The 14185-nt window shown below is 69.3% G+C and carries 1 protein-coding gene; it reads left to right on the top strand.

All coding sequences use genetic code 11. The annotated features are described in order from the left end of the window. Window positions 1-44 precede the first annotated feature (44 nt). A complete protein-coding gene (locus tag ACY3GB_RS02695) occupies window positions 45-14171 on the top strand; it encodes an SDR family NAD(P)-dependent oxidoreductase (RefSeq protein ID WP_463087373.1) in 14127 nt (4708 codons plus the stop codon). Window positions 14172-14185: the final 14 nt, after the last annotated feature.

The following is a 14185-nucleotide window of genomic DNA, read 5'->3' as shown; positions in this document are numbered from 1 at the left end:
TCTATCGCGCGCTGGCGAGCGGCGAACTCTCGCAACAGGATGCCATGCTCCAAATCGCCACGCTTCGACGGACGGGCGGCGAGGCGCTCGCCACGCTGCTGGCTTCGCCGCAGTGGGAAGCGGCTGTCGCGCCGGACGGGGCCGGGGAGGACGCGGGCGAGCGGCTGGTGCTGCTGCGCGGCTTCGGTCCCAAAGACGCCGAGGCGCTGTCTTCGCGACTGGCGCCGGCGACTTGCCGGGTGCTGGAGGGCGAAGGCTACGAAGCGCTGGCTCTGGGCGTTTTCGAGGCGCTGCGGGGCCTGATGCGGGCCCGACCCCAGTCTCCCGCCGGGCTGCAGCTGGTTGCGACCGGGGACGAGGCCGAATGGCTGATCGGCCTGGCCGGGATGTTCGAAACGGCCAGGCTGGAGAACCCGGCGGTCTCCGCCCAGCTGGTTCTGGTTTCCGCCGGCGCCGACGGCGCGGCTCTGGCGCGCGGGCTGCGCGCCGAATGGGGAGGATCGGCGGACGTCGTGGTCCGGCTGGATGGCTCCGCCAGGCAGGCGCGCCGCTGGCGCGTCATCGACGAGGCGCCGGCTGCGCCGGACGCGCTCCGGCAAGGCGGGGTTTATTTGATAGCAGGCGGACTGGGCGGACTGGGGCGGCTGTTCGCCCGCGAGATGCTGAGCCGAGGCGCGGACGTCGCGGTCGTGCTGGCCGGCCGTTCCGAGCCGGAACAGGCCCTGCTGGCCGAGCTGCAAGCCCTCGGGCGCGTGGAATACGCGCGAGCCGACGTTTCCAATCCCGCCGAGACGGACGCCCTGGTGGCGGACATCCTGGCCCGCCACGGCAGGCTGGACGGCGTGATCCACAGCTCCGGCCTGTTGCGGGACGAATTCATCCTGAAGAAGACAGCGGATTCCTTCCGCGCCGTGCTGGCGCCCAAGGTGGCAGGTTGCCGCAACCTGGACCGCGCCACCCGCGCGCTGCCGCTGGACTTCTTCGTTTTGTTCTCATCCATCGCCTCCTGGGCGGGCAATCTCGGCCAAGCCGACTACGCCGCGGCCAATGGCTTTCTCGAGCAGTTCGCGGTCTACCGCAACCGTCAGGCGGCGGTTGGAGAGCGCTCCGGCCGAACGGCGGCCATCGCCTGGCCGCACTGGCTGGACGGCGGCATGCATGTGGACGCGGCGGACATGGACGCGCTGCGCAGGCGCACCGGCATGGGCTCATTGAGCGCGGAGGCAGGCATCCAGGCATGGCGCCGCTGCTTGTCGCAGCCGCAGGGCGCGCTGATGGCGATGCATGGCGATCCCGCGGCGATGCGCAAGGCGCTGGAGCCGCGCGGACATGCCGCGCAGCCGATGGCGAAGACCTTGGCCGCGACGGCCGAGCCAGCCGATCTGGCCGCGCGCACGCGCGATTTCCTGCGCCGCGTGTTTGCCGGCGCGCTCAAGCTGCCGCCTGAGCGGATCGAGGGCCGGGCGGCGCTGGAAAAGTACGGCATCGATTCCATCCTGGCGATGAATGTGACCGGCGAGCTGGAAAAAACCTTCGGCACCCTGGCCAAGACGCTGTTCTTCGAATACCGGACCCTGGACGAGCTGGCCGATTATTTCCTGCAGGCGCAAAAACCGGCCTTGCTGGCCTTGTTCGCGCCTGAGGCGCCAGCGCCCGAGACATCCGCGCCTATCATGCCGGCAGCCGCGCCCGCGATGGCGCGCCGCGGCCGGCCTCAGCGGTCGGCGGCGCCATCCATCGCCGCGTCGTCGGCGAACGAACCCATCGCGATCGTCGGCCTCAGCGGCCGCTATCCCGAGGCATGGGACCTGGCCGCGTATTGGCGCAATCTGAGCGAAGGCCGCGATTGCATCGTCGAAGTGCCGGCCTCTCGCTGGGACTGGCGCGAGCACTACAGCGAAGACCGCGGCGAAGCCGGCCGCCATTACAGCAAATGGGGCGGTTTCATTGAAGGCGTGGACGAGTTCGATCCGCGCTTTTTCAATATTTCGCCCAAGGAAGCCGCCGGCATGGACCCGCAGGAGCGGCTATTCCTGCAACACGCCTGGCAGGCCATCGAGGACGCCGGCCTGAACCGCGCGGCCTTGCAAGCCGCGGCCGCGAACGGACGGGCGGGGCAAGTCGGCGTCTACGCCGGCGTGATGTACGGCGAATACAATCTGTCCGGCAGCCTGGCGAGCATCGCCAACCGGACCTCGTATTTCCTTGATCTGCATGGCCCCAGCCTGACGCTGGACACCATGTGCTCGTCGTCGCTGACCGCCATCCATCTGGCTTGCCAGGATCTGCGGCAGGGCCGCACCGCGCTGGCGCTCGCCGGCGGCGTCAATGTCACGATCCACCCCAACAAATACCAGATGCTGAGCGCCGGCCAGTTCATTTCCGGCGACGGCCATTGCCAGAGCTTCGGCGAGGGCGGCGACGGCTACATCCCGGGCGAGGGCGTCGGCGTGGCGGTGCTCAAGCGCCTGTCCGACGCCGAGCGCGACGGCAACCACATCTATGGTCTGATCCGCGGCAGCGCGCTCAACCACGGCGGCAAGACCAACGGCTACACGGTGCCGAATCCGCAGGCCCAGGCGGAAGTGATCCGCATGGCGTTGACGGAGGCTGGCGTGGCCGCGCGCGATGTAGGCTACATCGAGGCCCACGGCACGGGCACCAAGCTGGGCGATCCGATCGAGATCGCCGCGTTGACCCGCGCCTTTCACGAGGGGCTGGAGCCGGACGAAAGGCAGACCGGCTTTTGCCGCATCGGCTCGGCCAAATCCAACATCGGCCATTGCGAATCGGCGGCAGGCATCGCCGGCGTCACCAAGGTCCTGCTGCAGATGAAGCACGGCGCGATTGCGCCGTCTTTGCATTCCAGCCGGCTGAATCCGCATATCGATTTCGCGTCCACGCCTTTCGTCGTCAATCAGACGCTGAGCCCCTGGGCGCGCCCGGCGCGCGATGGACGGGAACTGCCGCGCGTCGCCGGCGTATCTTCCTTCGGCGCCGGGGGCTCCAATGCCCACCTGATCATCGAGGAATACCGTCCGGTCCGCAGCCCTCAAACCGTGGCGGCATCAGCCTTCATCGCCCCCTTGTCGGCGCGTGCGCCGGAGCATCTCCGCCAGCGCGCGCTCGATCTGCTCGATCGCTTGCGCGTCGGCGGCATCGACATCCGGGACCTGGCCCGGACGCTGCAGAGCGGCCGCGAGCCGATGACCGAGCGCGCGGCCTTCGTCGCGGCCTCGAGCGAGGAACTGCAAGCGCAGCTGGAAGTCTTTGTGCGCGACGGCCGCGCCACGTTCCAGGGCAGCGTCAAATCGCGGGACATGCTGACCCTGGACGAGGCCGACGCCCAGTCGCGAGCCGAAGCCGAGCATGCGATCGCCTCCGCAGATCTGAACAAGCTGGCGCAACTGTGGGCCAAAGGCCTGGATTGGGGTTGGGAGCGCTTGCGCGCGGACGGGGCGGGGCTGATCAGCCTTCCCGGTTACCCTTTTGCCCGCGAGCGTTACTGGCAGGCTCCGGCGGCGGTTCAACCCGCCCGCGCCGTGCTGCACCCGCTGGCGCACGCCAACGTCTCCAGCCTGGCCGAACAAGCCTATGAAACCCGTCTTGCGGGCGACGAGACTTTCCTCGAGGCCGCTGGCGGCTTCACGCGGCTGCCGGCGCTGCTGATGCTGGAGATGGCGAGATTCGCGTTGGACGCCGCCTCGGAATCCCGGGGCGGCTGGGCGCTGAGCGATATCCGCTGGGGCGAGCCGGCGCGGGCGGGACGCGAGCATGCCTTGCGCACCGCCTTGCTGACGCGCGATGACGAGCATGTCGACGTCGAGATCCATACCGGCGAGGCCGTGCATTGCCAGCTGCATGCCGAGCGGGTCGACGAGCCATTGGCCGAGCGGCATGACCTGAGCCGCCTGCGGGCAGGAATGCTTGCGGCTGCGTCCGGCTTGTGGTCTGCGGAGGGACGCCGGCTGGCGGCGCTGCAGCCCGGCGACGAGGGCGGCGAGTGGACGCTGAGTCCCCGCGGCCTGCGGATGGCGGCTTCGTTGCTGGACGAGATGGCCGGCCTGCGCGCCGAACCGCTCTATCTTGCCGAGTTGCGGCTGTCCGGAGAGTCCGGCGAAGCGGCTTGGTTATATCTGCGCCAGGCAGAGGCCGGCGTTTTCGATATCGATTTTTGCGACGCGGGCGGACAGGTTCTCGCTCGGCTGGCGGGCTTGCGCCGCCGCGCCGCCGAGCCCGAGCTGGCCACGCAGGCAGAGGCGCCGCGCGCGGACGACCCGCCGCGACCCGCCGCCCCTATGGTTTCGGCCCCGCCGGCGAGCCGCGGCAAGCCCGTCCTCGTCGCGCTCTCCGAGGCGGCTGAGCCTATCGCCGCGCCGCTGGCTGCCAAAGCGAGGCTGAGCCTGCCCGACGTTTCCGCTGCCGGTGCGGTTGGGGAAAGCGACCGGCTGCGCGACTTGGGCGATGGCGTATTCGGTTTCGTCGTGCCGGGCGGCGATCTGGCTGCCGGCCTGGCCTCTCTGTTCCGCGCGCTGGAGCAGGCCGGCCGGATGTCGTCGCTGAAGGCCTTGCTGCTGACCGGAGGCGATGAAAGCTGGCGCGGCGGGCGCGAAACCTGCGACGCGGCCATCGCATCCGGCTTGCCCCAGGCCGTCGCCCGCTTCCCGTTTCCGCTGATAGCCTCGCCTGCTGCCGGCGCCGTGGGCGCGGGCTGGCTGCTGTCCTTGCTGTGCGATTTCATGGTGTTGGCCGAGGACGCCGAGTACGGCTATGCCGATCCGGCCGCAGACCTGTTCCCGAGCGTAGCGGAAGATCGTCTGCTGCGCGCGCGGCTGGGGGAGGCGCTGGCCGAAGCCACGCTGTACCGCCGGCCTCTTGCGAGCGGCGCGCAGCTGGCGCGCATGGGACTGGCGTGTCCGGTCGCGGCCCGTGGCGAAGCGGCGGACCGCGCGCTGGCGCTGGCCCGCGATCTCGCGGACAAGCCGGCCGAGGCGTTGCGCCTGCTGAAAGCCCATCTGGGGCGCGACGTGGCGGCCCAGGCCGCCGCGCTGGCGCCGGCAGGCCTGCCGGAAGCGACGGCCAGCCCGGCTGAGGATGAGGGCCTGCGGCAAGGCGCGTTGCTGGTGGCGCCTGCCGCTTCAGGCAAAAAGTGGAGTCCCGCCGCGATGGCGGCGGAACTGCGCGCCGCCTATGCCCGGGCGGATTTGCTGCCCGCTTGCCGTTCCATCGTGCTGTCCGGCTTGCCGGCCGGACTGTCCGGCGATGCCGGGCAATGGCCGGCGGCCGAGGCGGAAATTTTGCGCGAGGCCTTGCGCGCCAGCCCCTTGCCGTTGATCGCCGCCTGCGATGGAGAGGCGACTGGACTGACTTGGTGGCTGTGCCTGTGGTGCGACGCGGCGGTGTTTGTCGACGAAGGACGCTACGGCTTCGCGGGCCTGGCCTCCGCGCCGGCCTTGGAAGACGAGGCCGCGCGCCTGGCCGCTCTGCGGTTGGGCGGCAAGGCGGCGCGCGAATTGAGCCTGGATGCGGACAGCCGAAGCGGTTTGTCGCTGGGGCGGCTGTGCGGCGCGGCGGAGATCGCCGATGCCGCCGGCGCGTTGCCACGCGCGTTGGCGCTCGCCTCGCAGTGGCGGGGCTGGCCGCGCGGCTTGGCGCGGGACTGGAAGGCCCGCCGCAATGCGGAATTGAGCGCCTTGCCGCCGGTAGCTCCGGCAGATGCCGCTCCGGCGCAAGCCGAATCTTTCGATTTGGATTTTGGTCCGGTGAGTCTGGACATTCGCCCCGATGGCGTGGCGCTGATCGCCATGTGCGAGCGCGAGGCGAAAAACATGTTCACCCCGGCGCTGGTGGAAGGATTGAAACGAGCTTTCGCGCATGCCGCCGCCGCGCCCGCCTGCCGGGCCGTGGTGCTGACCGGCCATGACGGCTATTTCGCCACCGGCGGCACCCGTGAAACCCTGCAGGCGATCCAGAAGGGTCAGGCGCAGTTCACTGACGAAATGGCCTTTCAGCTGGCCCTGGCGTGTCCGCTGCCGGTGATATCGGCGATGCAGGGCCACGCGATAGGCGGCGGCTGGGCTTTCGGCATGTTCGCCGATCTGGCCTGGGCGGCGGAAGAGGCGCGCTATTTCAACCCCTATATGTCCTACGGCTTCACGCCGGGAGCCGGTTCCACCCTGATATTCCCGGAACGGCTGGGCCTGGATCTGGCGCGGGAAACGTTGCTGACGGCGCGCGAACAGTCCGGCGCCGACCTGGCCGGCCGCGGCTTGCCCGCGCTGCCGCGCCGCGCCTTGCTGGACGCCGCGCTGGAGCGGGCCGCCCGCATCGCCAGCCAGCCGCGCGAGCGTCTGGTCCGTCTCAAGCGCTTGCTGGCGCAGCCGCTGCTGGCAGGCCGCGAAGAGGCCTATCGCCTTGAGGTGGCCATGCATGAGGCCACTTTCGTGCGCAACGACGACACCTTGCTGCGTATAGAAAGCCGCTTTGCGGGAGCCCCGTCGCAGGAGGTTCGTGCGGCCAGCTCGCCGACAGCCGGCGCGGCGGACATCGTCGACGCCATGCGAGGGCTGCTGGCGCAGGAGCTGTTGCTGCAGGAAGCCGAAATCGACGACGAAGCGCCGTTCATCGAGCTGGGGCTGGACTCCATCACCGGGGTCACCTGGATACGAAAGATCAATGCCAGGTTCGGCACCGATATCGAAGCCACCCGGGTCTACAGCCACCCGACCCTGACCGCCCTGGCCGGCCACCTTGCGGAGTTGCTCGCCGGCCGCGAACCGAGCGGCGCGGCAGCGGCTACGCCCACCCGCTCCGGCGACTCAGGCGATGTGGCGGCGACGCTGCGCGCGCTGTTGGCGCGGGAGCTGCATCTGGACCCGGACGAGATAGACGACGAGACCCCGTTCATCGAGCTGGGGCTGGATTCCATCACCGGCGTCACTTGGGTGCGCAGGATCAACGAGCGCTACGGCGTGGATATCGAGGCCACCCGCGTCTACAGCCACCCAACGCTGGCCGAGATGGCCAGGCTGGTGGCCGAAGCCATGCCGGTGCCGGGCCGGGACGTACCGGTTTCGCCGACCGGGAAAAAGCCGGCGGCGCCAACACAGGAGACCGCGCCGACGCTGGCCTCCTGGCGTAAGTCCAGCCGCGCCAAGACCGCCGCCAAAGGCCGGCGCGCGCCGGAGGCCATCGCCGTGATCGGCATGGCCGGCCAATTTCCCAAGGCCGCGGACGTGGACGCGTTCTGGCGCAATATCGCGGAGGGGCGCGACTGCGTCGCCGCGGTGCCGGCGGAGCGCTGGAGCCTGGCCGAACACTACCGGGAAGGCGCGCCGACGCCCGGCAAGACCAATAGCCGCTGGCTGGGCGCCTTGGACGGATACGACTGCTTCGATCCGCTGTTCTTCAGCATCTCTCCGACCGAAGCCGAGGCGATGGACCCGCAGCAACGCCTGTTCCTGCAGGCCGGCTGGCATTGCGTGGAAAACGCCGGCTATAGCCCGCGCGGGCTGTCCGGCAGCCGCTGCGGGGTGTTCGTCGGCTGCAGCGCCAGCGACTACCTGATGCCGTCGGAGGAGGCGCGGCTGAGCGCCCAGGGCTTCCTGGGCACGTCCAGCTCCATCCTGGCGGCCCGCATCGCCTACATGCTGAACTTGCGCGGCCCCTGCCTGGCGATAGACACCGCCTGCTCGTCGTCGCTGGTGGCTTTCGCCACCGCCTGCGATAGCCTGAGCGCCGGCAATTGCGATTTGGCGCTGGCTGGCGGCGTCTATGTGATGGGCGGTCCGTCCATGCACGTGATGACCGCCCAGGCCGGCATGTTGTCGCCGGATGGCCGCTGCCACGCTTTCGACCAGCGGGCCAACGGTTTCGTCCCGGGCGAGGGCGTTGGCGCGTTGCTGCTCAAGCGCCTGTCCGACGCCGAACGCGACGGCGACCGCATCCTGGCCGTGATGCGCGGCTGGGGGGTGAATCAGGATGGCAAATCCAACGGCATCACAGCGCCCAACGAGGACGCGCAAAGCGAGCTGCTGCAGTCGGTTTACCGGCGCTTCGGCATCGACCCGGCTGAAATCGGCCTGATCGAAGCCCACGGCACCGGCACCAAACTGGGCGATCCCATCGAGGTGGCCGGGCTGAAGGCGGCGTTCCGGCCGTTCACCGAGCGCGCCGGCTACTGCGCGATCGGCTCGGTGAAGAGCAATATCGGCCATTGCCTCACCGCCGCAGGCGCGGCCGGCATGATCAAGCTGGTGCAGGCGCTGCGCCATCGCCAGCTGCCGCCCACCATCCACTATCGCCAGCGCAATGAGCACATCCAGCTGGACGGCAGTCCGTTTTACATCAACGACAGCCTGCGCCCGTGGCGCGGCGAGGATGGCCGGGCGAGGCTGGCGGCGGTGAGCTCCTTCGGCTTCAGCGGCACCAACGCCCACATCGTGCTTGGCGAATACCTGGCGCCGCGGCGGTCGAGCCGTGAAATAGAGGTTCTGAACCAAGACGGCAGGCTGATGGTGCCGTTGTCCGCGCGAACGGAGGAACAACTGCGGCGCAAGGCGGCGGATCTGTTGTCTGCGTTGAATGACAGCGAACCGGAGCTGGCCGAGCTGGCCTACACGCTGCAGGTTGGCCGCGAGGCCATGGACGAGCGCGTGGGTTTCCTCGCCGCCAACGTGGCGGAGCTGCGCGGGCAGCTGGCGTCTTTCGTCGCCGGAGAGCCGATGCCGGATGGCGCGTACCGCGGCGACGCGAGGCGCAACCATGACAGCCTGAAACTGTTGAACCAGGACGCGGAAGTGCGCGCCGGTTTGGTAGAAAAATGGCTGAGCCAACGCAGGCTGGGCAAGCTGCTGGAGTTGTGGGCCAAGGGGCTGGATTTCGACTGGAGCCTGCTGTATCCCGGCGCCGCGCCGCGCCGTATCGAGCTGCCCAATTACCCGTTCGCCGCGGAACGCTACTGGATCGCGGCGGGCAGGGCGAAGGTGGAGAGCCCGGGCGATCGCGCGGCGGCGGACGAGGACATGCTGGAGACGGCGACGCCGGTATGGGACAGGCTGTTCGACACCGGCCGCGACGCGGCCGCCGGACGCCGTGCCCTGGTGCTGGGCGCGGATGAGAAGCAGGCCGAACTGCTGCGGCGGCATTATCCGGCCGAGGCGTTCGATTTTCTCGCCGATGACGGCGAAATGGAAGCATTGGCGGATCGTTTGGCCGGGCAACGCTTCGATCGCCTGGTCTGGCTGGCGCATGCCGGCGACGCGGCCGAGCTGTCCGAGGAGTCGCTGATCGCCGATCAGGAGCGCGGCGCGCTGCGGGCCTTGCGCCTCGCGCGGGCTTTGCAGCGCGCCGGTTTGGATTCGCAGGCGCTGGAATGGGACTGGATCACCATCGGCGCGCTGGCCACGCACAGGGCCGAAGCGGCCAATCCGGCCCACGCCGGCCTTCAGGGCCTGTGCGGAAGCTTGGCCGACGCTTACCCAGCCTGGTCGCTGAGGCTGTGCGATTTGCAAACCTGGAGCGCGGACGCGGTGGCGGCGCTGGGCGGCTTGTCGTCGCGGGGCAAGGGCGCTTGCTACGCCTGGCGCAGCGGCGAGTGGTTCGCGCGCAAGCTGGTGGAAGCCAGAATGGCGCAGCCGGCGGAGACGCCGTACCGCGCCGGCGGCGTATATGTGGCGATAGGCGGCGCCGGCGGCATTGGCGAGGCCTGGACCCGGCATGTGATGTCCGCCTGCGGCGCGCAGGTGGTCTGGATAGGCCGCCGGCCGCTGGACGAGGCGTTGCGGCGCAAGCTGGATGATCTGGCCGCCTTCGGCCCCCGGCCGGAATACATCCAGGCCGACGCCCGGCAGACCGGCGCGCTGGAAGCGGCTCGCGACGAGATCAAACGCCGCCATGGCGCCATCCACGGGGTGGCGCACTCGGCTGTCGGCGCATTCGACCAAAGCCTGAAAACAGTGTCCGAGGCCGATTTTCGCGCAGTGCTGGCCGCCAAGGTGGACATCAGCGTCCGCATCGCCCAGGCTTTCGCCGGCGAGGCGCTGGATTTCGCATTGTTCTTCTCTTCCAACGCCTCCTTCGTCCGCGGCGCGGGCATGGGCGGTTACGCGGCCGGCTGCGCGTTCAAGGACGCCTTCGCCGGCCAGCTGGCCCGCTTGTGGCCGTGCGCGGTCAAGGTGGTGAACTGGGGCTATTGGGACATCGGCGCCGGCGACAAGCTGAGCGGCGCGCTCAAGGGCTTCTTCCATGCCAGCGGATATCGTCCGTTGCGGGAAGCCGAAGCCATGGACGCGCTGGACGCCTTCCTGGCCGGCGATTTCACCCAGATGTCGATATCGCGGGTGGCGCGCGGCTCCGCCGCCCGGCTGTGCGCGGACGGCGAATGGCTGGCCGAGCCGGTCCAGGCAAAAACGCGGCTGGCGCTGCCGGATTTCGACAGCCTGCCCCTGCCCGAGGCTTTCGCGGCCCTTCAGGGCCGGGCGGGCGAGCAAATGGAGCCGCTGCTGATCCGGCTGATGGCGGGCGTGATCCGCGGCGCGGCCCATCCCGCGCCCGGCCTGCGCCGCTGGTTGGAGGAAAGCCGCAAGATCATCGCCAGGGCCGGCGTGGACGAGAACGCGTCGCTGGATGCCGCGTGGCGGGAGTGGGATGCCGCGCTGCCGGCCTGGCTGGACAAGCCCGGCGGCAGCGAGCTGTGCCGGCTGGTGGACCGCTGCGTCCGCGCGCTGCCCGACATCCTGAGCGGCGCGCGCAAGGCGACCGACGTGATCTTCCCCGGGTCTTCGCTGGAGTGGGTCGAGCGGGTATATAAAACCGACGTCCACTCGCTGGCCTTCAATCAAAGCCTGCGCGACACGCTGCTGGCGGCGGTGGACGCGCGGCTGGCGGCGGAGCCGTCCGCGCGGCTGCGGCTGCTGGAAATCGGCGCAGGGACAGGCGCCACCACCTCGGGCATCCTCGATCGGCTGGCGCCGCGCGCGGACCGCATCGAGGAGTACGGTTACACCGACATCTCCAAGGCCTTTCTGTTCCACGCCGAGCGCGAGTACGCGCCGAGGGCGCCGTACTTGCGCACGCTGCTGCTCAATGTGGAGAAGCCGCTAGCCGGCCAGGATGTGGCGCCGGGCAGCTACGATTTCGTGGTGGCGGCCAACGTGATCCATGCCACCCGCAACATCCGCAACACGCTGCGCAACGCCAAGGCGCTGCTGCGGCGCGGCGGCGCGCTGTTGATGAACGAAATCAGCCTGCACTCGGTGTGCGGCCATCTGACTTTCGGCCTGCTGGACGGCTGGTGGCTGAACGAAGACGACGAGGTGCGGATTCCGGGCTCTCCAGGCCTGTACCCGGAAGCCTGGCGGCGGGTGCTGGAGGAGGAGGGTTTCTCCGCCGTGCATTTCCCTTGCCGCGGCGCGCATGCCGCCGGCCAGCAGATCATCGTCGCCGTCAGCGACGGCGTGATGCGCCAGCGCGAGCCGGACATTCCGCCGCCGGCGCCAGCACCCCAGCTGGCCCGCGTGGAAGCGCCCGCCGCCGCCGTTCGCCCATCGGCGTCGTCGCTGCGCGAAGGCGCCGTGGCCCTGTGCAAGCGGGTCATCGGCGAGGCGCTGAAAATAGACGAGCGCGAGCTGGACGCCGAGACGCCGATGGAACGCTACGGCATAGACTCCATCGTGATCGGGCTGGTCAACCAGCAGCTGCAGCGGCATTTCGACGACGTCGGCAGCACGCTGTTGTACCAGTTTCAGACCATAGCCGCGCTGGCGGAACACCTGCTGCAGACGCAGCGCGGAAGGCTGGAGGCGATGTTCGGGGGAGGAGAGGGTTCTGCCTCGCCGACGCAGACCTCTGCGGCCGCGGCGCAGCCCGATCCGGCTGCGTTGCGGGCCAAGGCGGTGGAGCTGTGCCGCCAGGTCTTCGCCGACGCGCTGAAGCTGGACCCGAACCATATCGACCCGGCCGAGCCGCTGGAGCGCTACGGCTTCGACTCCATCATCGTCAATCTGGTCAATCAGCGTTTGCAGCAGCATTTCGGCGAGATCGGCAGCACTTTGCTGTTCCAGTTCCAGACCCTGGACGCCCTGGCCGGCCACCTGGCGCAAACCCGCGCCGACGTGCTGACCCGCCTGTGCGGGCAGGGCGCGGCGGCCGCATCGACGCGCGAGGCGGAGCCTGCCGCTGCGGTGGCGTATCCGGCTATCGCGCCGAAGCAGCCGGGACGCGGCCCTATCGCCGTGATAGGCATCAGCGGCATGTATCCTGGCGCGGACAATCTGGAAGCTTTTTGGCAGCGGCTGAAAAACGGCGACGACTGCGTCGGCGAAATCCCGGCGCGGCGCTGGAAACTGGCCGGGTTTTACGAGCCGGACGAGCAAAAGGCTGTGGATGCCGGCCTCAGTTACTGCAAGTGGGGGGGCTTTGTCGACCGCTTCGCCGAGTTCGACACGCTGTTCTTCGGCATCCCGCCGCGCGAGGCCTACAACATGGACCCGCAGGAGCGGCTGTTCATGCAGTCCGCCTGGCACGCGCTGGAGAACGCCGGCTATACCCGCCGGGACCTGCGAGAGCGTTTCGGCGGCAGGGTGGGCGTGTTCGCCGGCATCACCCGCGCCGGCTACAACCTGCACCGGCCCCTGAACGGCAACGACGAGAAGTTCTGGCCGCGGACCTCCTTCGCCTCGGTGGCCAACCGGCTGTCCTATTTCCTGGACATCAACGGCCCCAGCCTGCCGGTGGACACCATGTGCTCGTCCTCGTTGACCGCGCTGCATGAGGCCTGCGAGCACATCGCCAATGGCGATTGCGACTTGGCCTTCGCCGGCGGGGTCAACCTGTACCTGCATCCCACCAGCTTCACCGACATGTCGTCGCAGCACATGCTGTCCGCGGACGGCAAGTGCAAGAGCTTCGGCGCCGGGGCCAACGGTTTCGTGCCGGGCGAGGGCGTCGGCGTGGCCTTGCTCAAGCCCCTGGAGCGGGCGGTGGCCGACGGCGACATCATCCACGGCGTGATCCTGGCCAGCCAGGTAAACCACGGCGGCAAAACCAACGGCTTCACCGTGCCCAATCCGGCGGCGCAGGCCGAGCTGGTGCGCCGCGCGCTGGACAAGGCCGGCATCAGCGCCCGCGACGTCAGCTATATCGAGGCGCATGGCACCGGCACCGAGCTGGGCGACCCCATCGAGATCTCCGGCTTGCAACAGGCTTTCGCCCAGGACACCGCCGATACCGGCTTCTGCGCCATCGGCTCGGTGAAATCCAACATCGGCCACTGCGAGGCGGCGGCCGGCGTGGCGGGGCTGAGCAAAGTGCTGCTGCAGATCAAGCATGGTCAACTGGCGCCGTCGCTGCACGCGCAGACGTTGAACCCGCATATCCGCTTCGACAAAACGCCGTTCCAGGTCAACCGCCAGCTGGCGGCGTGGAACCGGCCAATAGCGGGCGGAGGGGAGAAGCCGCGCGTCGCCGGCATTTCCTCGTTCGGAGCCGGCGGAGCCAACGCCCACGTGATCGTCGGCGAATACCGGGCCCAGAGCCCAGCGCGTCCGGCCGGGCCGCCGGTTGGCGGCATCGCCGCGCTGCCCTTGTCTGCGCGCACGCCGGAGCAGCTGAGGCAGAAGGCGCGGGAGTTGCGCGACTACCTCGCCGCATCAGGCGAGAAGGTGGACCTGGCGGCGCTGGCCTACACCCTGCAAGTGGGGCGCGAAGCGATGGAGGAGCGGCTGGGTCTGGCGGCGGAATCCCTGGAACAGCTGATCTCGATGCTCAGCGCCTATGCCGACGAGGAGCGTGTGGTCGACGGCGTCTGGCGCGGCCAGACGCAGCGCGGGCCTGAGGGCTTGAAGCGGATTCTGCAGGACGACGACATCAGGAGCGCGATCTCGGGCTGGGCGGCCGCCGGCAGGCAGACCAAGCTGCTGGAGCTGTGGGTCCAAGGCTTCGATATCGATTGGCGCGGGTTGTACCGCGGGCGCGAACCGCGCCGGATCGAGTTGCCGGGCTATCCGTTCGCAAGGGACGAGTACTGGTTGCCGGAAACCGTTCAAGGCAGCGCCGAATCGGCCGCGCCTCAAGCTGACGGCCTGTCCCGGCTGATGGAAACCCTGGGCCGGATAGAGGACTCGACGCTGAGCCCCGCCGAAGGCGCGCGCTTGCTGAAGAACCTGGTTTGACAAGCCGCCGCGCG

Source organism: Chromobacterium sp. Ag138 (assembly GCF_055181315.1).
Note: the sequence above shows the minus strand (reverse complement) of the source record. Positions and strands in the feature narration are given on the sequence as shown.